Annotated in this window: 23 protein-coding genes; 6 read left to right on the forward strand and 17 right to left on the reverse strand. The window is 70.3% G+C overall.

The genetic code is table 11. The features are described from left to right. Positions 1-13: 13 nt before the first annotated feature. Positions 14-1,057, forward strand: coding sequence for a methyltransferase (locus VH914_19800; protein ID HEX4493457.1), 1,044 nt, complete (start codon positions 14-16; stop codon positions 1,055-1,057). A 13-nt stretch (positions 1,058-1,070) separates the two neighbouring features. On the opposite strand, the gene VH914_19805 is transcribed toward VH914_19800, so the two are convergent. Genes VH914_19805 through VH914_19815 form a run of 3 tightly spaced genes read right to left on the reverse strand, consistent with a single transcriptional unit; the run spans position 1,071 to position 4,617 of the window. Continuing rightward, positions 1,071-4,055: an AAA family ATPase gene (locus VH914_19805; GenBank protein HEX4493458.1), complete on the reverse strand. Its 2,985-nt coding sequence runs from the start codon at positions 4,053-4,055 to the stop codon at positions 1,071-1,073. Positions 4,056-4,114: 59 nt separating this feature from the next. Continuing rightward, positions 4,115-4,366, reverse strand: a complete 252-nt coding sequence (locus tag VH914_19810; GenBank protein HEX4493459.1) for a DUF4242 domain-containing protein — start codon at positions 4,364-4,366, stop codon at positions 4,115-4,117. A gap of 11 nt (positions 4,367-4,377) precedes the next feature. Continuing rightward, entirely contained in the window at positions 4,378-4,617 is a 240-nt protein-coding gene (locus tag VH914_19815; protein HEX4493460.1) for a hypothetical protein, read from the reverse strand. Positions 4,618-4,764: 147 nt separating this feature from the next. Between VH914_19815 and VH914_19820 the strand changes: the two genes are divergently transcribed. Both VH914_19820 and VH914_19825 read left to right on the forward strand, forming a co-directional pair. Then, complete coding sequence (locus tag VH914_19820) at positions 4,765-4,983, forward strand: hypothetical protein (GenBank protein ID HEX4493461.1); 219 nt, start codon at positions 4,765-4,767, stop codon at positions 4,981-4,983. Further along, on the forward strand, positions 4,971-5,234 hold the full coding sequence (locus VH914_19825; protein ID HEX4493462.1) for a hypothetical protein: 264 nt from the start codon (positions 4,971-4,973) through the stop codon (positions 5,232-5,234). The genes VH914_19820 and VH914_19825 overlap by 13 nt, the downstream gene beginning before the upstream one ends. Here VH914_19825 and VH914_19830 read toward each other — a convergent pair whose 3' ends face one another. The 3 genes from VH914_19830 to VH914_19840 all read right to left on the reverse strand — a co-directional run bounded on the left by VH914_19830 (position 5,235) and on the right by VH914_19840 (position 9,212). Beyond that, positions 5,235-6,386, reverse strand: a complete 1,152-nt coding sequence (locus VH914_19830) for a hypothetical protein (protein HEX4493463.1) — start codon at positions 6,384-6,386, stop codon at positions 5,235-5,237. It lies immediately after the preceding gene. Between the two features lie 409 nt (positions 6,387-6,795). Continuing rightward, positions 6,796-8,637 carry an adenylate/guanylate cyclase domain-containing protein gene (locus VH914_19835; protein ID HEX4493464.1) on the reverse strand — a complete coding sequence of 614 codons (1,842 nt, stop codon included), beginning with the start codon at positions 8,635-8,637 and terminating at the stop codon, positions 6,796-6,798. Then, positions 8,613-9,212 (reverse strand): Crp/Fnr family transcriptional regulator, encoded by a 600-nt coding sequence (locus VH914_19840; protein HEX4493465.1) that lies wholly within the window; start codon positions 9,210-9,212, stop codon positions 8,613-8,615. Before VH914_19840 ends, VH914_19835 begins: the two co-directional genes overlap by 25 nt. A gap of 172 nt (positions 9,213-9,384) precedes the next feature. Between VH914_19840 and VH914_19845 the strand changes: the two genes are divergently transcribed. Beyond that, positions 9,385-12,933, forward strand: a complete 3,549-nt coding sequence (locus VH914_19845; GenBank protein HEX4493466.1) for an AAA family ATPase — start codon at positions 9,385-9,387, stop codon at positions 12,931-12,933. 3 nt (positions 12,934-12,936) lie between these two features. On the opposite strand, the gene VH914_19850 is transcribed toward VH914_19845, so the two are convergent. The 6 genes from VH914_19850 to VH914_19875 form a co-directional block, all read right to left on the reverse strand. After that, positions 12,937-14,952 (reverse strand): PQQ-binding-like beta-propeller repeat protein, encoded by a 2,016-nt coding sequence (locus VH914_19850; protein HEX4493467.1) that lies wholly within the window; start codon positions 14,950-14,952, stop codon positions 12,937-12,939. A 133-nt stretch (positions 14,953-15,085) separates the two neighbouring features. Then, complete coding sequence (locus tag VH914_19855; protein HEX4493468.1) at positions 15,086-15,757, reverse strand: hypothetical protein; 672 nt, start codon at positions 15,755-15,757, stop codon at positions 15,086-15,088. A gap of 223 nt (positions 15,758-15,980) precedes the next feature. Next, complete coding sequence (locus VH914_19860) at positions 15,981-16,472, reverse strand: RDD family protein (GenBank protein HEX4493469.1); 492 nt, start codon at positions 16,470-16,472, stop codon at positions 15,981-15,983. Positions 16,473-16,608: 136 nt separating this feature from the next. Then, positions 16,609-18,258 (reverse strand): isovaleryl-CoA dehydrogenase, encoded by a 1,650-nt coding sequence (locus tag VH914_19865; protein HEX4493470.1) that lies wholly within the window; start codon positions 18,256-18,258, stop codon positions 16,609-16,611. Between the two features lie 84 nt (positions 18,259-18,342). After that, a complete protein-coding gene (locus VH914_19870; protein HEX4493471.1) occupies positions 18,343-18,954 on the reverse strand; it encodes a class I SAM-dependent methyltransferase in 612 nt (203 codons plus the stop codon). Between the two features lie 4 nt (positions 18,955-18,958). Continuing rightward, positions 18,959-19,513 carry a hypothetical protein gene (locus VH914_19875; protein ID HEX4493472.1) on the reverse strand — a complete coding sequence of 185 codons (555 nt, stop codon included), beginning with the start codon at positions 19,511-19,513 and terminating at the stop codon, positions 18,959-18,961. 54 nt (positions 19,514-19,567) lie between these two features. Here VH914_19875 and VH914_19880 point away from each other — a divergent pair, with 54 nt between their 5' ends. Continuing rightward, complete coding sequence (locus VH914_19880) at positions 19,568-20,074, forward strand: O-acetyl-ADP-ribose deacetylase (GenBank protein HEX4493473.1); 507 nt, start codon at positions 19,568-19,570, stop codon at positions 20,072-20,074. 137 nt (positions 20,075-20,211) lie between these two features. On the opposite strand, the gene sigJ is transcribed toward VH914_19880, so the two are convergent. Both sigJ and VH914_19890 read right to left on the reverse strand, forming a co-directional pair. Continuing rightward, positions 20,212-21,093 carry an RNA polymerase sigma factor SigJ gene (gene sigJ / locus VH914_19885; GenBank protein HEX4493474.1) on the reverse strand — a complete coding sequence of 294 codons (882 nt, stop codon included), beginning with the start codon at positions 21,091-21,093 and terminating at the stop codon, positions 20,212-20,214. 150 nt (positions 21,094-21,243) lie between these two features. Continuing rightward, positions 21,244-22,383 carry a hypothetical protein gene (locus VH914_19890; GenBank protein HEX4493475.1) on the reverse strand — a complete coding sequence of 380 codons (1,140 nt, stop codon included), beginning with the start codon at positions 22,381-22,383 and terminating at the stop codon, positions 21,244-21,246. A 113-nt stretch (positions 22,384-22,496) separates the two neighbouring features. Between VH914_19890 and VH914_19895 the strand changes: the two genes are divergently transcribed. After that, positions 22,497-23,453 carry a DMT family transporter gene (locus VH914_19895; protein ID HEX4493476.1) on the forward strand — a complete coding sequence of 319 codons (957 nt, stop codon included), beginning with the start codon at positions 22,497-22,499 and terminating at the stop codon, positions 23,451-23,453. 61 nt (positions 23,454-23,514) lie between these two features. Here VH914_19895 and VH914_19900 read toward each other — a convergent pair whose 3' ends face one another. The 3 genes from VH914_19900 to VH914_19910 are packed head-to-tail and all read right to left on the reverse strand — an operon-like array spanning position 23,515 to position 26,467. Beyond that, positions 23,515-23,853 (reverse strand): nuclear transport factor 2 family protein, encoded by a 339-nt coding sequence (locus tag VH914_19900; GenBank protein ID HEX4493477.1) that lies wholly within the window; start codon positions 23,851-23,853, stop codon positions 23,515-23,517. Continuing rightward, the gene (locus VH914_19905) at positions 23,850-24,965 is read right to left on the reverse strand and encodes an amidohydrolase family protein (GenBank protein HEX4493478.1); all 1,116 of its coding nucleotides are present in this window, start codon (positions 24,963-24,965) and stop codon (positions 23,850-23,852) included. Before VH914_19905 ends, VH914_19900 begins: the two co-directional genes overlap by 4 nt. Beyond that, complete coding sequence (locus tag VH914_19910; GenBank protein ID HEX4493479.1) at positions 24,932-26,467, reverse strand: arylsulfatase; 1,536 nt, start codon at positions 26,465-26,467, stop codon at positions 24,932-24,934. Before VH914_19910 ends, VH914_19905 begins: the two co-directional genes overlap by 34 nt. Between the last annotated feature and the right edge of the window lie 2 nt (positions 26,468-26,469).

Genomic DNA, 26,469 nt, shown 5'->3' on the forward strand with positions numbered 1-26,469 from the left:
GCCACCGGCGCGAATGACCATCGCGACGACCCGGCTGCGGGCCGCGCTCCTGTCGCTCCACCGGCGCATGGCGCCGCCGCCGGTCGGGATCCTCGAGTCGATGCTCGGCCTGCTCGACAACGCCGCGCTCGTCGCGTGCTGCGAGCTCGGGATTCCCGAGCGTCTGACGCGCCCGATGCGGGTCGACGAGCTCGGGGCTGCGCTCGGAGTCGAGGTCGAGCCGCTCGATCGGTTGCTGCGGTTCGCCGCGGCGCGCGGTTGGCTCGCCTTCGGTCGCGGCGACCGGGTCAAGCCGACGCGGACGACGCGGTTCCTGCGCGCCGATCATCCGGGCGGTTGGCGGGCGTGGGTCGACTTCGCAGGCTCCGGAGAGGTGTCGTCGGCGGCGCGGGCGTTGTCGGATTCGACGCGCGCGGGAACGAGCGGCTTCGCGCACGCGCACGGCGCCGAATTCTTTGCGTGGATGACCGATCATCCCGCCCGCCACGCGGTGTTCGACGGCGCGATGGACGCGGGCGCGCGGCTGCACGCGCTCGCGCTCTCGGCTGCGCTCCCGTGGCGCGAGGCGTCGCGGGTCTGCGATGTCGGCGGCGGCTCGGGCGCGCTGCTGCGCGCGTTGCTCGGCGCGCACTCGCATCTCTCCGGCGTGCTGTTCGACCTTCCCGCAGTGATCGCCCGCGCCGAGCCACACGATCGGATCGAGCCGGTGGGAGGCGACGCGTTCGCAGCGGTACCGGCCGGTTGCGACACCTATCTCTTGGTCAACGTGCTGCACGACTGGGGCGACGACGACTGCGCGCGCCTGCTCGGTCGCGTCGCGGATGCGATGCCGGCCGACGGCCGCGTCGTGGTCGTCGACGGCGAGCGGGCGCAGCGTGCTCTCGACACGATGAGCACCCGTACCGATCTGCTCATGCTCGTGCTCACCGCGACCGGGAAGGAGCGCACGACCGCGGAGTTCGGCGCGCTGGGCGGGCGCGCGGGTCTCCGGCTCGCGCGGTCGATCGAGCTCGCGTCGGGCGACCGCGCACACGTGTTCTCGCGCGCCCCGGCCTGACCCGGCAGGCGGATCAGGCCGTCGCGGCCTCGTCGACGCCGAGCCCCGCGCGCTGCCCGATCTCGCCGGCCTCGACGCGACTCGATACGTCCAGCTTGCGCAGGATGTTCGAGACGTGGACGCTCGCGGTCTTCCGGCTGATGTAGAGCTGGTCGGCGATCTGTCGGTCGGTGCGGCCGCGGGCGAGCTGGTCGAGCACCTCGACCTCGCGCGGCGTCAGATCCAGGTCCTCGGCGACGCGTTCCGACAGTGGCTGTGCGTCGTCGTCGGACCCTGTGTCGGTCAACGCGAGGCGCGCCCGCTGCGCGAGCCGTTCGATGCGGGTGACGAGCGTCCGAGCGCCCATCTGCGCCGCGAGCCGGCGCGCTTCTTGCAGGCGCTGCGTCGCGCGCGGACGGCCACCGCGCGACTGGAGCAGCGCGTCGGCCTCGCGCCAGCGACAGTACGCGCCCTCGTACGGCTGACCGATCCCGTCCCAATGCGCCGCGGCGTCGGCCCAGAGCTCGGCGTCGGGCTCGTAGAGGCGAGCGTGCTCGGCGCGCGCGGTCGCCCGCCACGCGACGACTGCGGGCAGCGCACCGACGTCGGCATCCGGACGTTCGATGAACTCCTCGATCGCGTCGAGCCGTTCGGTCGCGAGCAGACGGGCCTTGTCGACGTCCGGCCGCTTCGTACGCACGCGCGCGTCGTCGATTCCGTCGGCGATCGTGCGCAGCGCGAGCGCGCCCAGCTCGACCTGGAACGGGTCGTCGGTGCCGGCGGCCAGCGCGAGCGCGCCGTCGATCGACCGCTGCGCGTCGTCGGGGCGGCCTTCGCTCAACGCGAGCTCGGTCGCGATCGCCTGGAACACGCCGCGGAAATCGATCTCCACCAAGCCCTCGGTCGCCGCCTCGAGCTGCGGTGCGAGCTCGGTCGCGAGGTCGTTGTCGCCGCGGCGCACCGCGATCACCATGCGCAGGAGCGGCGGCGAGATCTGGCAGTTGCCGGCGAGACCGCCGAGGTCTTCGAGCAGACCGAGCGCCTCGTCGGTGCGGCCGAGCGAGATCAGCGCCTGTGCGCTGTTCACCGCGGCTCCGTTCAGACGGATGCCGCCGAGCGCCTCGCCCATCGCGATCCCGTCGAGCGCGACCGCGGCCGACTTCTCGAGCAGCCCGGCGTGCAGCAGCAACAGGCTGAGGTGCGTGTAACCGAGGTTGAGGTTGTCGGGGATCTCGAGCTCCTCGGCGATCGCGAGCGCCTGGTGCACGGCCTCGATGCCACCCGCGAAGTCGCCGATCATGCCGAGACACATGCCGTAGGTGTCGAGCGCGTGACCCTCTTCGGCGCGCGCGCCGACTTGGCGCGCGACCGCCATCGCGCGCCGGCAGAGCTCGACCGCGTCGTGGAAGCGCGCCATGAGCAGCAGACAGCGGCTCTGGAGCGCGAGCACGCGCGCGAGCTCGACGGTGGGCGGGTCGTCGCCGAGCATCTCGGCCGCGGTCCGGAAGAGCTGGAAGGCGCGTTCCGTCTCGCCGAGGAGGAACGTGTTGCGCGCGAGGCGGGCCTGACACAGCGCGGCGCGTTCGGGCTCGGCTTCTTCGTCGACGAGCTCCAGCGCGAGCTGCCACAGCTCGCACGCGCGTGCCGACGACGCGCCGAAGTACGCGGTGTCGGCCGCGCCCTCGACGAGCTCGAGATACGCGTGGTCGTCGAGACGATCGGTCTCGGCGACGCGGTCGTTCGCGGCGAGCGCGCGGTCGTAGTGCGCGTAGGCCTCCGGCATCGCGAGCAGCGCGGTCATCGCGCGCGCAGCAGCGATCGACGCGTCGCGCGCTTCCTTCCAATCGCCCGCCGCCCACCAGTGCGCGGCGAGCTCGACCGACGCGTGGGTTGGTCCGGCCGCGCTCAGCTCGGGCTTGGCGGTGAGCTCGACGGCGAGGCGGTGGTGCAGGACGCCGCGATCCGTCGGCAGCATCGCGTCCGAGATCGCATCGCGTTGGAGCGCGTGACGGAACGCGAACCGATCGTCGTCGACGACGACGAGGACTCCGCGTTCCACCGCCCCCGCAATCGCCGCGTAGAGCTCCGCGTCGTCGAGATCGCAGACGGCCGCCAGCAGCCGATGGTCGACCTTCGATCCCGCGGCCGCCGCCACGGATACGACGCGCCGCGCCTTTGCCGACAACCGGTCGATGCGCAGGAGGATGACGTTGCGCAGCACCGACGGCAGCGACGTCGCGTCGCGCGCGGCCGTGAGCTCCTCCGCGAAGAAGGGGTTCCCGGCACACCGAGCGTGCACCGCGTCGACCAGGGCCCACTCGGGCTGCCGGCTGAGGATGCCGGCCATGAGCGCGGCGATCGCGTCGCGGTCGAGGCCGGTCAGCTCGACCTGCGAGACCGCGCGATGACGGCCGAGCTCGGTAAGCACCCGGCGCAGGGGTCGCGCCTCGTCGGGCTCGTCGTTGCGGAAGGTTCCGACGACGAGCACGGGCGCGTCCGCGAGGTTGCGCACGAGAAAATCGAACAGGTCCATCGTCGCGGAGTCGGCCCACTGGAGATCTTCGAACACCACGACGACGCGTGCCCGCTCCGCGAGCGCGGTGAGGCAGAGCAACACGGACTCGAAGAGGCGCGTCTTCGCGAGCGCGCCCGACGGCGTCGCGTCGTCGCTCGCGGTCGACGGCTCGACGAGCCCGAGCTCGCGACGCACCGCGAGCAGCGCGGAGCTCGCCGCCGGCTGGTCGAGGACCTTGCCGAGCTCGCGCACGATGCCGAGCAGCGGCGCGTACGGAAGCCCGCCGCCGTCGGCCGGAGTGCAGACACCGGTCGCGATGCAGGCACCGGCGGCACGGGCGCGCGCACGGAACTCCTCGACCAAACGCGTCTTGCCGATGCCGGCCTCACCGCCGACCAGCACGGTGCGCGCCCCGCTCGTCTCGAGCGAGGCGAACACCGTGCACAGCCGGTCGAGCTCGGTCTCCCGACCGGCGAACGTCGTGCTCGACAACGGCTCGCCCACCGCGAAAGTGTCCCACAGGGTCCTTCCGTCGGGGTCGGGCGATGCCGCGCGCGGGTCGGTCACTTGCCCTCCTGCACCGGCGTGATCGAGTCGGCGAGCAGTCCGTGCGCTTCCGCGTGGACCTTCGCCGCGGTCTCGGCGTCGGGCGCGTCGACGAGACAGAACACCTTGCCGTTCTCCTCGTCGAACCAGTAGCGGAGGTAGTTCGCCCCGTACTTGCCCTGGACCTCGAGGTCGCGGGCGTGGGCCTGGGCAACGGCTTCGGAGGTGAGGCCGTCGACCTTCTCGTGGACGTCCATGAACAGAGGCATGTCGCTTCCTTTCAGCAGGGCCGGCCGATCCGGCAGAGATAGGGCGCGGTCGTCGGCGTTGCCGCCGGCATGGGGGGTGCGACCCTCGCCGGTGTGCTCGCCGGACGGGCCGCGCTGGTCGACGTCGCTCGCCCGATGGCGAACGCGCCGATCGTGAACGCCGCGATCACGACGATCGCAGCCGCGAATCGCAGCCAGGCCTGCACGGTCGAGACCGGCTCGGCGCGGTTCAACACCGAAGTCGAAGTCATCACACTTCCTCTCGCTCGGCCCGTCCGCTCGTCGGTCGGGTTGTCATGGCCACGATGCGCCCGCGGGCTTCGAGACGCATCGGGAACGCGCCTTACATCCGGGCTGTGCCCTACCTATTCGCGCGCTTCGCGCTAGGAACTACGGCCATGACCGAGGTCGTGGTACTGGCACCGATGCCCCTCGAGATGCACGCGATCGTGAAGGCGTTCGGGCTCTCGCCGTTCCGCGATGCCGCGCCTGCGCCGTCGACGGGGCACGTCGGCGATGCCAACGTCACCGCGATCCACATCGGGATGGGTCCGCCGGCGACCCGCGCCGCGCTCACGAAGCGCTGTTCGATTCCGGCGCGCCCGTGGACCACGTGATGATCGCCGGGATCTGCGGCGGCCTCGATCCCTACCGGTGCATCGGCGACCGGCACTTCGACGGTCTGCTCGACGCGCGTGTCATCGCGCTCACGAATCCCGACGGCTCGGGGCGAATGGACGAGATCGCCGCGCTGCTCGCCCGCGAGCCCGAGGTCGCGGAGAAGCTGGAACGGCTCGGTCGGGACGCGTCGAACGCGGCGCGGCTCGCGGCCGAGGCCGCGGTACGCGGGTGCGAGGCGCTGTCGTAGTCAGGCGCGGGCTGCGATGCGCGTGACGGTCGAGAACGAGCAGCAGTAGACGTCGCGTTCGAAGCCGGCCGCGGGGAACACGACGGATTGCACCGCGCTCCCGGACGGCACGCGCACACGTTCGGCACCGGTCTCGATGTCGAGCACGACGACGTCCTCGTGCATGCGTTCGGCGTCGTGATCGTTCGTGACGAGCTCGCCGGTGTCGGGGAAGAGCAGGAGATGACACGCGTGGTCCTGGTCGCGGCGCCAGCGCGGTGACGTGGTGCCGTTGTGCGCGACGTCGAACGCGGCGAGCACGCCGTTCCCGCTGTCGTAGCCGACCACGATGCGACGCCCTTCGTCGACGAGCGGCGGGTTCGCGATGAGACCGTTCGCCAACCCGCAGATCTCGGTGAGCGTGACCTTGGCGGTCGCGAGATCGACGCGCACGAGATGCAGTGGCGCGCCGGCCGTGCCCTGGCCGTGGAACGTTCCCGCGTACCGCTCGCTGCCTTCGCCGTTGTCGAGGAACCACGCGGCGCCGAGCGCGAGGATGGGATCCCAGCCGTAGTTCTGGCCTTCGATCGTGCGGTAGCGCGCCGCGAACGTCTCGTCGCGCACGAGCGCCGAGCCGTTCCAGTGGACGCCGAAGAGCGTCGTCGTGCCGACCGCGTAGACGTCGTCGCCGTCGGCCGAGAGACGCGCGATCGACGGTTCCGGGAGCGCGCATCGACTCACGATCTCGAGCGACTCCGGATGGAGTGCGAGGAGCTCTGCGGGTTCTGCCGGCGGCGCGTCGGGTGGGTCGTGCGGGAGGCGGCCGCCGAAGTCCTTCGTGACGAGCGTGCCGTCGGGGAGAACGACGAAGCTGTTGTACGGACGTCGGCGCGGCAGCTCGCGCGACACGAGCACGTCGAGGTCGGCCGACAGCCGGTGCGCGTGATTGCCGAACACGACGTGCAGCGATCCGTTGCCGTGCGCCGCGAGCCCGCCCGGCCACATCGGCCCGGCCGGAAGGTCGGCCGACCGCGCGATCGGATCGAGCGTGACCGGGTCGACGCGCTCGACCCAGGCGATCACTTCGGCGCCGAGCGTGTGCCGCAGCAGGAACACCTCGCCGGGATCGCGCAGCACGACCATCGTCGACGCGATCGCCTCGCGCGCGATCACGTCGACTCGGTCGGGTTCGAAGTTCGGACCTGCGCCCGAGCTCGGTACTTGGAGACGCCGTGGTCCGCCGTCTTCCGCGGGCCATCGCGACGACCAGAGGTTCGTCATCACTCGCCAGCGTGCCGGACCGAGTCCCGCCAAAACCAGTCGGGCGGAGTCTCGAACGTCGTCATGTCGCTTCGCGTTTCGGCGCCGGCGTCGGCTCCGTCCGGACGCGAGAGGAGGGGTGGCCCCCCACAAAGGCCACCCCTCCCGCGACCGACGGCGCAACCGCCCGTATTGCGCCGTGCTGATCCTCGGCTCCGAACCGGACACCGTGTTGGATCGGGTCCGACACCGACTGGATCGGTCGGATCGAACCTACGACGGTCGCCTCGAGAGAACCGTCGGCCCGGCGACACTCACGACGTCAGGGCCGCGACACCCTTCGACGCCCCGCACGCCGCGCGAGGCGGTACATCGGAATGGTCTCGAAGTCCTTCGCGGTCGTCACGCGACCGACGTACTCGGTGACGAAGGGTGCGTCCGATTCGAGCGCGAGCAGCGCGGCGAACGCATCGGTGACGTAGACCTCTCCGGCAGGGGTGCGGGGCTCGATGCGCGCGGCCCGCGTCAGTTCCCGGCCCCAATAGGTCGGGCGCCCGGTAATGGGATCGCGAAGGGCGAGCATCGGGCCGACATGCGCACCGATCCGGAGCTCCAGATCATCGGGCAGGCCGAGCGTCGCAACGTCGATGTCGACGAGCGCGTCGTGGAAGCCGGAGACGCAGGATGCCGCGCTCACGACGTCGCGTGTGACCGCAGCGATCGCATCGCCCCAGGAGTTGCGCCACAGGACCGCGTCGCCGTGCGCTTCGAGCACACGGGCGAGCGCGCCGAGCACGTGCGCGACGAACGGTTCGAACTGCTCGTCGCGCAGGCGCGAGAAGCCACGAAAGTCCGCGAAGAGAACCGCGTTCACAGTCCGTGCGTTCTCGGCGTCCGTCGACGGCACGTCCGGCCGAGACTCGCGACCGACGGCGGCGTCAACGACGTGCGTGCGGTGACCGGCACTGCGCCAGACTCCGACGTCGTAACCGGTGCCGGCCCGCCCGGCCGTCTCGCGTCCGTCCCAGATTGCCAGTTGCTCGACCGACGCGTCGAGCATCGCGGCGCGGTTCAGCGAGTGGCCCATGGCGACGCGAGCTGCGTGCGCGAAGAGTGTGTCGTCGCCGAGATACGCGGAGTCGCAGCTGTACTCCACCGAGGTCGCTACCTCGAGGCAACGACGGAACCGCTCGGACCAACCCGCACCACCGGGTGAGACCGAGACCTGCTCGAACTCGTCGCGCGCGAACGGCAGGACGACGTGCACCTCGGCGCCGGATTCGACGAGGGCCTCGGCGATCACGATGTCGGAACCCGACGCGAGCGAGCCGTAACCGAAGCCGACGCGTCTCGTCCGGAGGTACGTGCGGACCTTGTCGGTGATCTCCGACTCGCTCGCGACCGGAAAGCGGGATGTGTCATCGGCCGTGTCGACTCGGTGACCGCAGTAGTGCACGACGCTCGGGACCGCGAGCGCATCGAGGATGTCGTCGCTCTCGTCGAGCGCGTCGCACACGAGGCGCAACTGCCGGCGCGTCGTCGCCATGGCTGCATAGTCGGACCCGGCCACGAGCGCGGCCGACTCGAGCGCCTCATGTGCGCGGAGCCGACTCCCCAAGACGAGCGCGGCCTCGGCTTCGCTCGCGTATTGCCAATAGTCGCGTCGCTCGGCGTTCGGCTCGGCGCGCTCGATGAGAGCAATCGCATAGCTCGCACACTGCTCGGCGTGCGCGCGGTCGCCCGCCAAGAGCGACAGTGTGGCCGCGTTACCGGCCGCGTACGCGCTCTCGTATCGGTGCGCGACCACCTCGTATCGATCGGCGGCCGCGCGCAGCGAAGTCGCACGCTCGGCGTCGTCACTCTGCAACGCGCGGTCCTTCGCGAGCCGGGCGCGCAGGGCCGCGATCTCCTCGGCCACCGCCGGCGGGCTCCCGCTCTCGGGCAACCGCGCCACGGCTGCTTCCGCGTCGTTGGCCGCGCCCGCGCGCGCGAGCGCGAGCGCGGCGAGATGCGCGAGCGCGAGGTCGTCGGGGTGCTCGCGGTGCGCGGCGGCCGCGACGTCGTAGGCCATCAGCGCATCACCGCGCGCGAGCGCGGCGCGCGCCGACCGCTCGGCGTCGCGCGCAGAACCGGGCTGGTTCAACGGCCGTGCCGCCGGACCCACTCGAGATCGCGGACTGTCACCCGGCCCCGTGTCATGTCGAGTGCACCCTCGCGCTCGCCGTCACGCAGCATTCGGTTCGCGGTCTGGCGGGTCGTGCCGGCGAGCTGGGCCAGATCTTCCTGCGTGAGCGGGATCGTGATCGGTGGTTCCTGTCCGTACGTCGCCGCGAGCTCGTCGATGCGACGCCATAGTCGCTTGTCGACCGGGAGGTAGAGCGCTTCGAGCAGCGCCGCGGCGAGGCGGCGCACCTCGGCCACCAGCGAATCGACGAGGATCGCTTCGAGCGAGCGGTGTTCCGCGCGGAGCGTCGCGAAGTTGGACGCGTGCAGCGCGAGCGTCTCGGCGGGCTCGAGCGCGACGACCGTGGCGTTTCGGGGCCCCGGCGAGAGGACCGCGAGCTCGCCGAAGTGATCGCCGGGGCTCAGGACGCGCAGCGTCGCGACGTCGCCGAGTGGTGTGGTGCCGCGCGCCGCCAAGTGCCCTTTGGACACGAGGTGCAGCGAGTCTCCGGGATCGCCCTCGTGGAACAGCACCTCGCCCTTGGCGAATTTTCGCCGCCGCGCCAGCGCGAGCACGCGGCGTTGGTCATCCGCGGACACACCATCGAGCAATCGCCACGCCATGCCCCAGTTTCGCCCGAACCGGGTCGGCGACGGAAGTTCCGGTGGAGCGCCCTACGGCCGCGGTTGCGGGCCGCCCGGCGGTGGCGGACAATTGGCGGTGTCCGATCCCGCCGAGCAACACGCCGTGAGCGTGTTCATCAACTACCGGCGGAGTGACGTCGCGGGGCACGCGGGCCGTCTCTACGACGACCTCTCGCAGCGGCTCGGCGCGGATCAGGTGTTCATGGACGTGGACACGATCCCGGTCGGTGTCGATTTCGCGGAAGTGGTTCGCGAGGCGCTCGGTCGCTGCGACATCGTGCTCGCGCTCATTGGCAAGAGCTGGAGCGACACGCGTGACCGGACCGGGCGTCGCCGTCTCGACCGGCCGGACGACTACGTACGCGTCGAGCTCGAGACCGCGCTCGAACATCGCATTCCCATCCTGCCGATCCTGTTGCAAGACGCCGAGATGCCGGCTGAGAGCGAGCTCCCGGCGTCGCTCGCCTTCCTCGCGCGAGTCAACGCGCTCGACCTCTCGGACCGACGCTGGCGTCGCGACATCGATCTCCTCTACGAGCAGCTCGGACTCGCCGCGGACGATGAAGTCGCGCCCGACGCGGATGATCCGGTCGTCCAACCGCCACCGACTCGAGACGTTCGCAAGCTCGTGTCGGTCGTTCTCGCCGAGCTCTCCGCGGCAGTCGGACACGCGGATCGCGACCCCGAGGCGGTCGACGCCGCGCGCCGCCGCTACTTCGACGCGTCGCGGGCGGCGGTCGAACGTCACGGCGGCCTCGTACAGAGTTTTCTCGACGACAGTGTCGTCGGCGTGTTCGGTGTGCCGCACGCGCACGAGGACGACGCGCTCCGTGCGACGCGCGCGGCGTCGGAGTTGCTCGATCTCGTGACCGATCCCGCGTCGCGCGCGGTCGCGGGTCTCGACGAGGCGGTCGACGCCCGGATCGTCGTGCTGACCGACGAGACGGTCATTCGATCGGACCCGACGTCGACGCTCACTGCGAGCGATCTCGTCAGCCGCGCGGCGCGACTTCAGCACGCGACCGAGCCGAACACGATCCTGTTGAGCGACACGACCTTCCGACTCGTGCAGACGGAGGTCGAGGCCGACGAGCTCGACCGAACGCGCGCCGGGGACGCGCCCGCGTATCGGCTGGGGCGAGTGCGACGCATCGATGAGATCACCGCGCCCACCGCCGGGGTTCCGCTCATCGGCCGCGATCGGGAACTGCGCATTCTCGAACGCCTCGTAGAGGACTGCGTGGCCGACGAGACCTGCGCGCTCGTCACGCTGCTCGGCGAGGCCGGTATCGGCAAGACGCGAATCGTCGCGGCGTTGGAGGCACACCTCGCGGACTCGGCCCGCGTCGTCGTCGGTCGCTGCGCGTCGTACGGCGAAGGCATCACGTTCCTGCCGGTCGCGCAGGTGATCGAGGCGCTCACCGGGATCGATCGCTCCGACTCTCCGGACACGGTGCGGGCGAAGCTCGGCGCGGTCGTCGATCGCTTCGCGCTCCCGCCGGTCGCGGCGGTCGGTCTGGCTCGCCTCGTCGGCCACGAGCCGCCGGCCGGCGAGATCGAGGAGACGTTCTGGGCGTTCCGGAGCCTCCTCGAGAGCTTCGCTCGGGAACGACCGCTCGTGGTCGTCTTCGAGGACCTCCACTGGGCCGACGAGTCGGTGCTCGAGGTGATCGAGCACGTGTCGGACTGGTCGTCGGGCGCGCCCGTCCTGATCGTGGCGACGGCCCGGCCGGACCTCCTCGAACGTCGACCCGAGTGGGCGGGGGGCAAGCGCCAGACGACGACGCGGACGCTGCAGCCGCTCGGTCCCGATGCGTCTCGAGAACTGCTCGAGGCGCTGCCCCACGGTGCCGCGCTCCCCGAACCGGTCGCGGGCCGACTTCTCGACGCCGCGGGTGGGGTGCCGCTCTTCGTCGAGGAAGTGCTCGCCGCGCTCGTGCAGCGCAGCGCGGGAGGCGACGAGCGGGAGATCGCGACGAGCGTGGTCATGCCACAGTCGTTGAGCGCGCTGCTCGAGGCTCGCATCGACCAGCTCACTCCGGCGGAGCGAAACCTGTTGCAGTGTGCGTCGATCGTCGGTGATTCCGTCGGGATGGCGCCCCTGACCGCCCTGACCGAGCTCGAGCCGTCGGAGGTCGGCGATCTCGTCACCGCGCTCGTACGGCGCGACATCCTCACGATTGCCGAAGGCGACGCGCGCGATCCGAAGACGGTGCAGTGCCGGCATGCGCTGGTGCGCGAGGCGGCGTACCGGAGCCTCACGAAGCGGGAACGCGCGACGTTGCACGAATCGTTCGTTGCCTGGCTCGATGCCGACTCCACCACGACCGGAGAACAACGGGAAGCGCTCGTCGCACGACAGCTCGAGCTCGCGATCACGACTTCGCGCGAGATCGGTCGCTCGACGGACGCCCGCGTGGTCGAGCGATCGATCGTGGCGTTCTGCGCCGTGATCGACGATGCGAACGGTCGCGGCCGAGCGACGGGCGAGCTCTTGGCCCGCGTCGAGCACGTCGCGGCGCGAGATGCGACCATGCGCGCGCGCCTCGGTCCGCGCCTCGCGAGCGCGCTGGCCGACAAGGGCGACTGCGACACCGCCGCCACGATCGTGTCCGATTGGGGCGCGGAGCACTCGGACAGCGTGCAGTGGCGGCTCGCCGACGCCGCATTGCGCACCGCTCGGCTGTCGACCGGCGACCACGAGGCCGCGAGCGCGATCCTCGATCGGCTGGCGGGTTCGGAGCCGCCGCTCGAACCCTCGGACGAGATCGAGGCGCTCCATCACCGAGGCTTCCTCGAGACGCAGTTCGGACAGCGCGCCGCGGCCGTCGTCGACTTCGCGCGCGCGGCTTCCCTCGCACGCGCGGAGTCGCTCACGCACTACGAGATCCGCGCGCTGCGGCACCTCGTCACGTCCGCCGCGTACGGTCCCACGCCCGTCGACGAGCTCGAGCGGATCCTCGATGAGACCTCGGCGCGCATGCAGGAGCTCGGTTCGCGTCCGGCGGCGATCGCGCGCGGAGCTGCGCTGCTCGCAGCCATGCGCGGCGATACGGAGCGCGCTCGTGCTGCGCTCCAGGAGTACTTCGATCTCGAGCAGACCTACGGCCTCAGCCGGCACCTCGCGAGCCATGGCCAGGACGTGTACGACATCGAGTGGTGGACGGGCGACATCGACGCCGCTCGGATCGCGCTGGAAGCGAGCGACAAGCAGCTCCGGCTCATGGGTGCCGACAACTATCGAACGACCGTGCTCGCGCAGCTGTCGCGTGTGCTCGCTCGACAGGGCCGGCTCGACGAGGCGATCAGCGCGGCGGCCGAGGCAGAACGGCTGGTCGAGCCGCACGACTCCGACTCGCTGGTGCTGCTGCACGCGGCGTTTGCGAACGCGTACGCGCGCATCGGGCGTGGCGACGACGCGATCCGCGCCGGTCAGGACGCGGTCGCCGTCGAGACCGACTGCCTCCTCGACCGCGGCGAGGCGTTCCTCAGCTACGGCGAGGCACTCGCGCGATCCGGCCGGGCCGACGACGCGCGCGCGGCGCTTTTACAGGCGATCGACTGCTTCGAGCGCAAGGGCGCACTCGCGCCGCTCCGCACGACTCGTTCGACGCTGGAACAGCTCGAAGCGTCGGGGGCCTGGCCGTCCTGAGCGCTACGGAAGCGCGAACTTCTGGATCTGGTTGAGGGTCGAGCCGACGTAGATCGCGCCGTTCGTCAGCGTGATGTCGCTCGCGACCAGCCCGGTGTCCGCGGTGAACAGTGCACTCGTGAACGAGCTCTGATTCAACACGAAGATCTTCTGCGCGACCGGGTCCGAGAACGCGACGACCCCGTTCGCCACCGCGGCTCGCGTCGTGATCGATCCGCCGGAGATGAAGCTGTCGATGGGGTGGCCGTCGGAGAGGGACAGCTCGTCGAACGTGCCGCTCTCGGTTCCGACGAAGACGCCGCCCTGGCCGATCGCGATGCCCGCACCCACTGGTTGGCCGGTTGCCCGCTTCCAGACCGGTTTGGGCGTGCCCGTGCTGTCGGTGTTCCACGCGTAGACGGTTCCGTCCTGGGAACCGACGACAACGAGACCGTTGGCGACCGCCGCCGACGATCGGATCCGTTGCTTCGTCTTCCCGGTCCAGACGACCGCGCCCTGGGCCTTGGTGTTCAGCGCGTAGAGGAGACCGCTGTCGGTCCCGGCGAACACGAGCTTTCCGTTGGTCGCGAGCGTCGAGTGCACCGGCGTTTGCAGCGATTTCTTCCAGCGTGGGGTTCCGGTCGCTTCGTCGATCGCGAACACGGTTCCGTTCGCGGCATCGGTCGCGACGTAGACGACACCGTGGTCGGTGAGCGGCGCACGGTTCAACGGGTGCCCGGTGTCGAATCCCCAGATCTCCTTGCCGTTGGTGGGGTCGAGCGCGTACAGGAACCCGTCGGCCGCGGAGACGAACAACATGCCGTTGTCGTACGACGGCGCGCCGCGGAGCGCGACGACCTTCGCGCGACGGTGCGGCATCCCGCTTCCCGTCGCGCAGGGAGACGTGCCGGGCACGCACGCCCACACACGCGCCCCGGTGACGTCGTTGAAGGCGTAGACGAAACCGTCGGCAGCCGCGGTGTACACGACGCCGTCGACGACGATCGGTGCGGTGGGCCGACCGCCGGTGAGGCCCGCGTCCGCGTCGGGCCACGCATTGACGAGGTTCGCCGCGTCGGCGGGATCGAGCTGGTTCTCGGCGCGGTTGAAGCTCGCGCGGCTGGCGTTGAAGCCGTTTTGGCGCCAATCGGTGTGCACCGAGAAGTTCGCGGTTCCTTCGTCCTGCGCGCCCTGGGCGACGATGGTCGCCGGGCCGGGTGCGGCCAGCTCGGAGATGACCAGCTGGGTGTGGAACGCGCCCGTCCCGTCGGTGTGCACCGGCGCGTCGAGGTGTCCGTCCACGGAGATGTCGACGTTCTCGTCCGAGGCGAATCCCGAACCGTCCACGGTGATCGTCGAACCCGGGGCGCCGTCGGCGGACGACAGTGTGAGCTGTGGTGTCGGCACCTGCGGGGCGTCGGTGCAGATCGAGTCGATCGCGAAGTCATGGCCGTTCACCGTCAGCGTGACCTTCCCGATGTCGCCCAACGGGCGGTCGAGCTGGAAGATCGACATATGGCGGCCGTCGGGGATCTTGTGCGTCGGTGTCGAACCGAGCTTCTTGCCCGTCGAGGAGAACGCGGTGAGCGTCGCCTTGGAGTAGTCGCTCACGAGCATGCTGAAATGCGACGCGGTGCCGCCGGTGAGGTTGATCGTCGCGGTGTTGGCGCCGGTCGCGGTGCTCCAGTGCGTCTGCTCGCTCGAGAGCGGGCCCGCGGGGAACTTCTCGCCGTCGGCCGCGCCGGCATCGAAGTTGCGCACCGTCCAGTGCGCGCCGTGGTCGGCCGAGAACGAGAGTCCGGGAACGCTGGCGCTTCCGAGCGTCGAGTCGGTGCCCAGGTCCTCGAAACCGACGAACCCGATGCCCGATTGCGGGCAGCTGTAGGAGTCGAAGTCGGTGATGTCTTGGACGGTTCCGGTTCGGAACGCCGGCCGCGCGCTCACGGGCGCCGCGCCGGTGGCGAGGAACGCCGCCGAGCTGACGACGACACACACTGCGGTGAGCGCGACCCTTCGCGCGCCGAACTTCGAGATCCTCAACCGCTGCCTCCAGCCCCTCATTCGCGCGCTGCGCGCTGTCGACCCGTTGCGGAACGTATCGACGCGTTCGCGAGGCTGTCAATGATCGCGGGCCCGGCCGACTTCGTTGTCGACCGAGCCCGCAACTGCACCGTCAGGAGTACGTGAACCGCAGCCGCTCGCCTGGCGTCACGACGTTGTGCTTGCCGGGGTTACAGAGGAACTGGGTCGCCGGCCCGGTCGCCGACTGCTGCACGCCGATGGTCGCGCTGTACCCGTCGCCGTCGGAGTACACGAAGTCGAAGTACGGCTTGCCTTCGGTGAAGACGATCTCGAAGCGAACCGCGGTCTCGCCCGTCGAGTAGTCGACGCCTCGCCACGAGATGGCGAACTTGCGATTCGGAGCGACCCCGTCGGTCACCGTGAACACGCCGTCGGGCGAGCTCGGGTTCGGTCGCAGGATGAGGTCGTCCCAGTACGGGGAGAGCACCGGATTGCCGAGGGTCGAGTCGGGCAGGCAGTCGTTGGTGAACGCGGCCGAGGGCCGCGAACCGAATTGCAGGTTGCCGTTGCTCGAGACCCACCCGGTCGTGTGCTGCTTGCCGTAGATGCTGACGGGGAACGGGAAGGCGACCTGCGCGACCGAGTCGTCGGTGCCGCTCGGGAACAGATTGGGCGCCTTCGCGACGAGGTACGTCGCCGCGCCCCGCTTGATCGTGTAGGTGTGGAAGATCGCTCCCGCCTGACTCGCGGGCATGCTCGCGGCGACGGATCCGATCAGGCAAGCCCCCGTCGCGACCAACACGCCCAGCCTCTTGCTTCTCATCTCTGCCTCCCTCTGGTGAGCGCCGGATCTGTGATCGGCGGCGCAACGTCGACGGAGTTCGTCGATGCGTGCAGCGTGCGCTCCTGCGACGCCGCGTTCGTTCGCTCGCGCGACGTGGGGAACGTCATCGGGGCGACACGCGACGGACGCGCCGAGGCCCGGCCGTAAGGACCGGGCCTCGATGTGATCGGGTGCAGCGTGCGGCCGCGCGCGGCCGCACCGTTCAGCCACGAAGGTTCGGGCGCGTGTTCCAGGCGTCATGGGGATCCGTCACGACGTACGTGTTCGAAACCTTGTCCCAGAGGTTCTGATGGCGACGGTCCCAGAACGGCATGAAAAAGAGAATGCCGAGTGTGAAGACCGCGACCAGGTAGCCAATCCAGCCGGCAATGAGACCGCGCATGAAGACCATCCGAGCGAACCCCGCCGGTTGAATCGTGTCCGCCGTGATGACCCTGAGCTTCAGGAGGCTCTTCGCCGGCGTCTGTCCGGTGCTCGCGATCATCGCGGCCCAGATGATCCAACCGACGCCGAGCGTCAGGGCCATGAGAACAGCTTCGAGAAGGCAGGAGCCCAGGCGCAGCCAAGGGTTGGCGACCTGGACGCCGGCGGGAAAGGCGATTGCAGTGCGTCGCTCGACGGAGGCACCGCTGGGCGCGAAGACCGCCGGCGGAGCCGATGGCGGCGGCAGGTTCGGGCGAGGAGTCTCGAGCATGGTTCCCCCATAGGACGTGTGGCCAATATGACGAGTCGTTCGAGCCGGCCGTTGCCGTTCGCCGTTGAACGGCGCGCGCCGACCTCGTGATCGTGCGGGTTCTCGGCGAGAAGCTCCGTCGCGCGCGCGACGCGAGCTATGTCAGCGAGGCGACAGGAGGGCGGCCGCGGGCGATGATCGCCTGCAGGTCGACGCCGCGCGGCAGGGTGCCGAACGCGCGGCCGGAATCGCCGGCGATACGGGACGCGCAAAAGGCGTCGGCGACTGCGGGCGGTGCGTGGCGGAGGAGGAGCGACGCCTGGAACACGGTCGCGAGCTGCTCGACGAGGCGACGGGCGCGCCGTTCGATGTCGTCGAGGTCGGCGCACTCCTTGCGTAGCGCCTCGACCCGTTCGTCGAGCCGGCGGTCGGTACCCGCGGCGATGCTCACCTCGTCGAAGAATGCGTCGAGCGACGCGGGATCGCGCGCGATCGCGCGCAGCACGTCGAGGCAGATGACGTTGCCCGACCCTTCCCACACGCCGTTCAGCGGGCTCTGCCGGAAGAGCCGAGGCAGATCGGATTCCTCGACGTAGCCCGCGCCGCCGAGGCACTCGAGCGCTTCGGCCGCGTGTTGTGGCGCGCGCTTGCACGTCCAGTACTTGATGATCGGAGTGGCAAGCCGCTTGAGTCGTTGTTCGTGCTCGTCGTGCGCGTCTGCACCGAACGCTCGCGCCAGCCGCATCGCGGCGACGGTCGCGGCCTGCGACTCGAGCACGAGATCCGCGAGCACGTTCGCCATCAACGGCTGCTCGTCGAGGAGCGCGCCGAACGCGTGGCGGAAGTGCGTGTGCCACAAGGCCTGCACGACGCCCTGGCGCATGATCGCAGTCGAACCGAGCACGCAGTCGAGCCGCGTGTGGTTCACCATCTCGATGATCGTGCGGACGCCGCGTCCTTCTTCTCCGACGAGCGCGCCCCATGTGCGGAACAGCTCGATCTCGCTCGACGCGTTCGAACGATCGCCGAGCTTGTCCTTCAGTCGCTCGATGTGGATTGCGTTGCGGGTGCCGTCCGGCTTCCACCGCGGCACGAGGAAGCACGACAAGCCGCTCGGCGCCTGGGCGAGCATGAGGAACGCGTCCGACATCGGCGCCGAGCAGAACCATTTGTGGCCGGTGAGCAGATAGCCGTCGGCGGTCGCTTCGGCGACGGTCGTGTTCGCACGCACGTCGGAGCCGCCCTGCTTCTCGGTCATCGCCATGCCGCACGTCGCGCCCGCCTTGAGCTCGGCGGGCCGATTCGACGGGTCGTAGACGCGGGTCGTGAGTCGCGGCTCCCACGTGGCCGCGAGGTCGGACGCGTGCCGGAGCGCGGGCACGACCGAGTACGTCATCGAGATCGGACAGACGTGGCCGCCGTCGACCTGGTACCAGACGATCACCTTCGCGGCGCGCGCGACGTGCGCGCCCTCTCGATCGTCGGCCCACGGCGCCGCGTGCAGACCGTTCGCGATCGCGGTCGTCATGAGCTCGTGGTACGCGGGGTGGTAGCGGACGACGTCGATTCGGTTGCCGTAGCGATCATGCGTGAGCAGCGTGGGCGGGTTCTCGTTCGCGCGCCGGCCGAGCTCGAGCGCCTCGAACGATCCCGCGCGCGTGCCGAGCGCGTGCAGCTCGGCGTGGGCCCAACCCGCGCCTTCGCGTTCCACCGCTTCGACGAGCGCGGCGTCGGCACCGAACCCGTCGTAGCCCGCGAGCGGCGGCGCCTGGTTCGTCACCTCGTGCGTCTCGAACGGTGTCGTCACGAACCCGAGGTTAGGCAGCGCGGGCGCGCGTTCGAGTTGCGGGCCGGTGATCGACACCGGCATCGGTCGGCTCGCCCGCTGCGGTTACGCGCGCGCGGTGCCGGCGTACATGAAGCTCATGAGCTTCGGGCCGGGGATCGTGAACTTCGCCGCGTGCTCCATCTCGAACCCGGCGGCTTGCACCAGCGCGAGTGGATCACGGTTGATGTTGCAGCCGCCGGCGATCTTGCGCTGGATCGGATTGAAGCGATTCTGGCGGTGGGCGACCTTCGGGTCGTCGGCGATCCCGTGCTCGAGGAAGAGCAGCTTCCCGCCGGGGCGCAGCACGCGCCGGACCTCGCGCAGCGCGGCGTCGACGTCGGGGATCGTGCACAGCGTCCACGTGCTGAGCGCGTTGTCGACCGACGCGTCTTCGAGCGGGATCGACGCGCCGTCGAGCCCGACGAACTCCACGGGGACCTTCGACATCGCGAGCCGCTTCGCCGCGAGCTTCCGACCCACGAGCGCGGGATCGACCGCGTACACGCGCTCGACCGCGTCCGGGTAGTAGGGCACGTTCGTGCCGCTCCCGAATCCGATCTCGACGACGTTGCCCTCGAGGCCTTCCATCGCGCGCGATCGCAACTTCCCCATGCGCTTCGATCCGAGGAGCACGTCGATGACGCGCGGCAGCACGTGATCGTCGTAGAAGCCCATCCGCTCAGTCCGACTGCTCGCGCCAGCGTGCGTTGGCCGCGTCGAAGACGCGGCGCGTGCGCTCGAAGTCGCGCGGCCGCTCCACGTAGGTGTCGAAGTCCCACTCGGATCGCTCGATCTCGTAGAAGTCGCCGCCGTAGACGTGCAGCGCGACCGCGAACTCGCGGCGTGTGTTCGCCACCGAGTGGATCACGTCGTCACCGAGCAGCAGCACCTCGCCGGTCGTGATCTCCTGGCCGCCGGCGGCGTCGAGACCGTGCTCACTCCGCCGGTAGAACGTGTTGTCCTCCTGCCCGCCGTACATCGCGATCGCCGCCCACATCCGGTGCTCGTGCGGGTTGAGCGCGATGCCGGGCGTCCATGCGACGCGCAGGATCGTGAGGTCGGGCGCCTGGTGCAGCGTCGTGATCCCGCCGAGCTCGATCGCGCCGACCGCATGCTCGAGCGTGTCGGGATCGGCGATCAGCTCGGCGAGCACATCGCGCATCGCGAGCTGGGGAGTGTGCTCGGCGAGCGCCCCTTGGCAGCGGGCGACGATGTCCTCGACCGCGAGTGTCACGCTCGAAGGCTACGACTCGACGGACGGCTGCGTGGGCATGATGTCGGCGTGCAGATCGAGGCGGTGCAGGGCGACATCACGACCGCGTCCGTCGACGCGATCGTGAACGCCGCGAACTCCGCGTTACAGCGCGGCGGCGGCGTCTGCGGCGCGATCTTCGCGGCCGCGGGCCCGGAGCTCGACCGCGCGTGCGCGGCGATCGGCGGCTGCGCGACCGGCGACGCCGTCGTCACGCCCGGCTTCGCGCTGCCGGCCCGCTGGATCGTTCACACCGTCGGACCCGTATGGCACGGCGGCGGATCGGGTGAGCCCGAGCTGCTCGCGTCGTGCTACCGCCGATCGCTCGCGGTCGCCCACGGTGCCGGTGCGACCTCGATCGCGTTCCCCGCGATCTCGACCGGCATCTTCGGCTACCCGGCGCGCGACGCGGCCGAGATCGCAGTCGAAACCCTCCGGACCGCGTCCGCGTCCCGGTCCGGGTCGGCCGGCCTCGACCTCGCGCAGCTCGTCGCCTTCGACCGCGCCACCCTCGACATCTTCGAGCAGCTGCTCAGTGCCTGATGGTCACGCTCGCTCGCTCGTCCGGCTCGGCACGAAGGTGCCGCGGCGAGCGCGCACTCGATCGCCCGCCGCTCCGCGACGCGGGATCGGAGTCGATGAGGGCGCACGCTCGCTCCGCTCACTGCTGACGATGCGCCTCAATCCTCGAGCGCGGTGAAGTCGAGCTTCTGCAGACGCTCGGGGTCGGCGAGCGCGTCGATCGCGGCGATGCGATCGCGCTGCACGGTGAAGCCGATGACGGAGACCGGCCGATCGTTCAGCGTGACGAGCATGCCCGCGGCGCCGTTCACGAGCACCGGACGGACGACGGCCCGGGGGTTGGCGAACATGAGCGCGCGCCCCGCGACCGCTTCGGCACCGTGCACGACCGTGGTGAGCTTCGGACGTGCGGCGCCCGCGTCGGCGCGCATCACGACGTCGGGGTCGAGGAGCGACACGAGCGTGTCGAAGTTGCCTTCGCGCGCGGCGCGGAAGAACGCGTCGACGACCTCGCGCTGACGTTCGAGGTCGACGTCGGGTAGCGCAGCCGATCCCTGCACGCGTCGCCGCGCCCGGCTCGCGAGCTGGCGCGCGGCTTCGGGCGTGCGGTCGACGATCGACGCGATCTCGTCGAACGGCACCGCGAACATGTCGTGCAGCACGAACGCGAGCCGTTCGGCCGGCGTCAGCGTGTCGAACACGACGAGCAACGCGAGCCCGACCGAGTCGGCGAGCAGCGCCTCGCGCTCGGGATCGAGTCGCTCGTCGCTCACGATGGGATCGGGGACGTGGACGTCGAGCGGCTCCTCGCGGCGCGTGCTGCGAGAGCGCAACAGATTGAGGCAGACGCGCGCGGTCACGGTCGTGAGCCAGCCGCCGAGGTTCTCGATCGAGTCCGCGTCGGCGCGGCTCACGCGCAGCCACGCCTCCTGCACCGCGTCGTCGGCCTCGCTCATCGAGCCGAGCATCCGGTACGCGAGCGACCGCAGGCGCGTGCGGTGCTCCTCGAAGCGTCGGGCCAGGAACTCGGCTTCGTCCATCCGTCACGTTCCTCCGTCGGGGCGGGTCATGTCGTTGACCCCGCCGGACGCGTCGATGTGACCGCGCCGACGTTGATACCCCGAAGGACCCGGTCATGGAAGCCGCATGACGCCGCGCCGCGCTCGTACGCGGGACTCGGGTGGTGAACGTCAGCGGCCGGTGAGCACGAGCGTTCGCTCGCCGAGCCCGATGCCGCGGATGAAGCCCGCGACGAAGCAACGACCGTGTTTCGGACACGACGCGCCCCAGAGATCGTTCGTGTTCGCGCCGGGATAGTTGTCGCTCGGCACGGCCGTCCAGACCGCGCCGTCGAAGGACTCGACGTGGGTGACGGGCACGGAGCCGGCTTGGTAGCCGGCGGCGATGCAGTGAGTGGCGCTCGCACAGGAGACGGCCTGCAGCAGGTCGCGGTCGTGCGGCGTCGCCGTCGTCGTGACGCTCCAGACGGCACCGTCCAACTTCATCGCGACCGCGCGTTGGGGATCGCCCCATCCGACGGCGACGCACGTCTGCCTGTCGACGCAGGAGACGTCGTCGAGGAAGGTCTGGTCGAGCCCGCTGTCGGGAGCGGTGTCCATCGACCAGCTGCTTCCGTGCAGCTGCTCGATCAGGGCTGCGGCGTCCACGGAATCACCGGATTGCGGGGCATTCGCATAGCCGACCGCGACGCAATCGGTGGCGGTCGGACACGAGACGGCGTCCAGGTCGCTCGCTTTCCGCGCCGGCCGGGGCGGTTTCATGAGCGTCCAGTGCGTGCCGTCCCACGACTCCGCGAGCGGCCGGCTCTCGAGCGGGGTGCTCGTCGCAGCGAACCCACCGACGGCGACGCATCGCGATCGACTCACGCACGAGACGGATTGCAGGTTCGCGCTCGAATTCGCCGGGTTCGGTGACGTCTCGATGGTCCATGCGGAGCCGCGCCACGTCTCGATCAGGATGGCGCCGTTCGTGCTGCCGACGGCGACGCAGAAGTTCGCGGTCGGGCAGGACACGCCGTCCAACGACGAGTTCGTACCGGTGTCGGCGCCGGTTGCCAACGACCATGTCGCGCCGTCCGACGATTCGATCAGCGCGCCGGTCTTGAACGACTGACCGACCGCGACGCAGTGGGTCGGCGCGGGGCAGGAGAGCGCGAGCAGGCCGCCCGAGCCCGAGTTCGGTGTGCTCACGATGTGGTAGCCCGCGTCGGCCGCCGACGCGCTCGCGCCGACCGTCATCGCGATCGGCAGTGCCAGTGCCGCCGCGACGACGCGCAGCGAGCGTGCAGCGCGCTTCCGCCCGTGATTCATGGCAGTCCCCGATCCCGGCGCCGAGTAGGCGCTCCGCCGCACCGGAGCGTAGGTGCCGCACGGCCGAGAGATCGAGGGCCGAGGCGCGGAGGTCGCCCCGGTAGGTTGCGAGCGTGGTCTCCGCCCCACTGCGCGTACACCGGCTGCCGGTCGAGACCCGGGGTGTGCTCGCGGTCGGCGTGGCCGTCGTGCTGTGGTCGGCCACGACGCTCTTCGTGCGCGCCGGCGACTCCGACGCGCTGATCTTCACGACCTACCGGCTCTGGTTCGCGCTTCCGCCGCTCGCGCTCATCGTCGCGTCGCGCGCCCGACGTCGCGGCGCCGCGCACTGGCGGCCACCCGGCACCTCGACGCGCCGCTGGGCGCTGTTGTTCCTTGGCGCGGGCGCGTTCTTCGTGTCGGGCGCGGGCACGATGTTCGCGGCGCTGAACATGACGCGACTCCTCGACGTCACGCTCATCGGCGCGCTGCAGCCGGTCCTGATCATCGGGTTCGCGGTCGCGTTCCTCGGCGAGCACGCGGGGCGCGGGCACGTCGTGCGCGCGGTGCTCGCGGTCACGGGCGTGGTCGTCGTCGCGGTCTCGGCGTCGAGCACGGGCTCGTGGAGCCTCGCCGGCGACGTCGTCGCGATCGTGAGCCTCGTCGCGAACTCGGGCTGGTTCCTCTACGGCCGCGTCCTGCGCACCAGCTGGCCGATCGATCCGTTCGTCTTCCTCCTCGGCACGTTGACCGCCGCCGCGCTGCTGATCACGCCGGTCGCGCTCGTCGCGAACGGCGGGCTCGGAATCAGCGGGCGTGGTCTGTTCTTCGCCGCCTGCACGATGACCGCGGGAACCACCGCGCACACGCTCGTCGTGTGGGCGCACCGCTATGTGCCGACTTCGGTGTCGTCGCCGTTCCTGCTCGGCGAGGCGCCGCTCGTCGCGATCGGCGCGTGGGTCTGCTTCGGCGAGTCCGTCGGCGTGCTCGCGGCGGTCGGAAGCGCGATCGTCGTCGGCGCGCTCTGGGGCATCGTGCGCGCGCCCGCGCTCGAGCATCAAGACGTGCCCGATCCATCGCCACCGACGTAAATCGGTCGAGGTCGAGCGTCGTGCGCGAACGGAAGACCGTCGGGAGTCGCGTCGGTCCGTGCTATCCCGCCGGTGGGCCGTTGAAGATGACGAGCCGGGCGATGCGGTCGCCGACGAGGGTGAAGAAGTCGCCGACGAGCGAGACGGTGCCGTTCATGCGCAGGCGGATCTCGACCGCGACCCGGTCGCCGTCGAGGAGCAACGGCCCCGGCTCGGGCCAGAGGTCGTCGACTCGGAAGGCGAGGTCGCGGTAGAAGCCGGCGATCGCCGCGGGTCCGGTGAACGTGCCCGCCAACGTGACGAGCTGCGCGTCGTCGGTGAACAGCGCGCCGAGCGCGTCGGCGTCCTTGGCGCGGATGGCGGCGAAGTACGCGTCGATCGTCGTCGCGGTCGCGCTCATGACATTCCGTAGCAGGCGAGGGCGTTCGTTCCGAGCACCTGGTCCTGTTCACGCGCGCCGAGCGGCGCGATCGTCGCGCGCAGCTTGTCGACCGCGCCCGGGAACGTCGAGTCGTGGTGCGGGTAGTCGGAGCCCCAGAGGATGCGATCCGCTCCGATGATCGGCGCCAGCGCGGGCAGGGTCGGTTCATCGATCTCGAAGCTGATCCAGCACTGGCGCGCGAAGTACTCGCTCGGCGTCAGCTTCATCTCCGGACAGAAGCCGCCGAACCCGTCGACCTGCTCGTCGAGGCGCCACAGCCAGTACGGCGCCCACCCGCCGCCGGCTTCGAGGAATGCGAACCGCAGCGCGGGATGGTGCTGCATCACGCCGCTCGTGATCAGGGACGCGCACGCGAGCATCTGCTCGAACGTGTGCGACACCGCGTGCAGGATCAGCGGGTTGAACGGGCGGCGGTCGGCGGCGAGGGTCTCGATGAAGTTCGACGAGCCTTCGTGGATGCCGACGGTGACGCCGAGCTCCTCGGCGGCGGCCCAGAACGGCTCGTGGCTCGGGTGCGAGATCGTGCGGCCCCGGCACGGGTTCGGACGGAGGAACACGGCGGGAAAGCCGAGCTCGTCGTGCGCGCGGCGCAGCTCCGCGACCGCGGCGTCGACCGATTGCCACGGCACCATCGCCGCGCCGTGCAGCCGCGCGGGATCGGCCGCGCAGTAGTGCGCGAGCCAGTCGTTGTACGCGCGCGCCATCGCGGTGGCCGCCTCCGGATCGGTGATCGCCCAGAAGTACAGACCGAGCGTCGGATAGAGGACCGCGGTCTCGATGCCCTCGGCGTCCATGTCGCGCAAACGCGCGACGGGGTCGAAGCCGCCGGCGTGTGCGTCGGCGTAATCGGGCGAGCTCGACAGATCCGACATGGCGGAGCCGGGCGTGCCGATCTTCCCGAGCGAGACGGTGACGATCTCCTGATCGCCGACGAACACGTGGTCCAGCTCGTAGGAGTCGCGCGTCGTGTGCAGCAGGTCCGCGAAGACGTCGAGCGGTTCGAGCACGTGCCCGTCGGCGTCGAACACGCGCGCGTTCACGACGCGGCCGGCGCCGGCTTGTTCGGCCACTGGTGAAACGTCCGCCGGTGGCGCGCGACCTCCGCGAGGATCGCGTCGATGTACACGAGCTTGCGGATCATGTACGAACGCGTCTCCTTCGGATCGAGGTACAGGTTGTACAGGCGGCCGTAGCCGTACGTCTGCACCGATCCCGTGAAACCGCCGGGGTTCAGCACGTCGGTGTCGTCGTCGGTGATCGACACGAGCATGTACTTGTACTCACCGAGCCGTACGGCGGAGTAGTGCGCGGTGAGCCAGTAGTGCTGATGCTTCCGGTTCGACACGACCTCGGCTTCGTTCGCCGGCGCGAGCAGGAACGACGTCTGGTCGACGCTGTCGAGGTAGCGGTCGCCGGGAAGTTGCGCCTCGGCGCCCGCGAGCCGCGCGCAGGTCTCGAAGAGGTCGAGCAGGTGCACGATGCCGTCGCTCGCGCGACCGGCGTCGATCATGCCGGGCCACGAGACGACCGCGGGCACGCGCACGCCGCCCTCCCACGTCGATCCCTTCGCGCAACGGAACGGCGTGTACGCGGAGTCGGGCCACGTCTCCATCTCGGGCCCGTTGTCGGACGAGATGACGACGACCGTCGACTCGAGCTGACCCGTGCGCTCGAGCGCGGCGACGAGCCGGCCGCAGATGTCGTCGAGCTCGACGAGCGCGTCCTTGTACGGGTGCTTCGCGGGGGAGCGGCCGACGAAGTCGGGGTGCGGATAGTTGTCGAAGTGCGCGCCGCGCGTGCAGTGGTAGAGGAACCAGGGTTGCTCGCCGCCGGCCATCCGCTCGATGAACGCTTCCGAGTAACCGCACCACTTGTCGTCGAGCAGCGAGAGCACCGGGATCGTGACTTCTTCGACGTTCTCGAGCTCGCTGCCGCGCGTCGCGTGGACGAAGCACTTGTTGAACGGAATGTTCTCGACCCACTCGCGGCGCGCGTCGCTGTAGACGATCTCGGGGAAGAAGTACGGGTCGCGCCACTCGGTGTACATGTCCGACACGGAGAGGAATCCGTAGAAGTCGTCGAAGCCGACGTTTTGGGGCTGACTCTCGGTGTTCTCGCCCATGTGCCACTTGCCGACCGCCTGCGTGACGTAGCCCGCGTCGGACAGCAGTTGCGGCAGCGTGATCTCACCGCTGAGGCCGCCGGGCATGCCGTACATCGGAGGGACGAGCAGCCCGTGTCGCATCGGCAGGCGTCCGGTCATGATCGACGCGCGCGTCGGCGTGCACGACGGCTCGCTGTAACACGACGTCAGCAGGAGTCCTTCGCGCGCGAGGCGGTCGACGTTCGGCGTCGGCGCGCCGACCGCGACCCCGCCGCCGTAACAGCCGAAGTCGCCCCAGCCGACGTCGTCCATGAGGATGAAGAGGACGTTCGGTCGGCGTCCGGTGCGTTGCGCGAACTCGTCGAGCTTCGCCTGCGCGGCCTGTTCACGCGCCGGGATCACGAAGCGCGGCTCGCGATTCGGCGAGGGCGCCTCGACGGGTCCGGTGATGGGATCGACGGTCGTCATGC

Source organism: Acidimicrobiia bacterium (assembly GCA_036271555.1).
GTDB lineage: Bacteria > Actinomycetota > Acidimicrobiia > IMCC26256 > PALSA-610 > DATBAK01.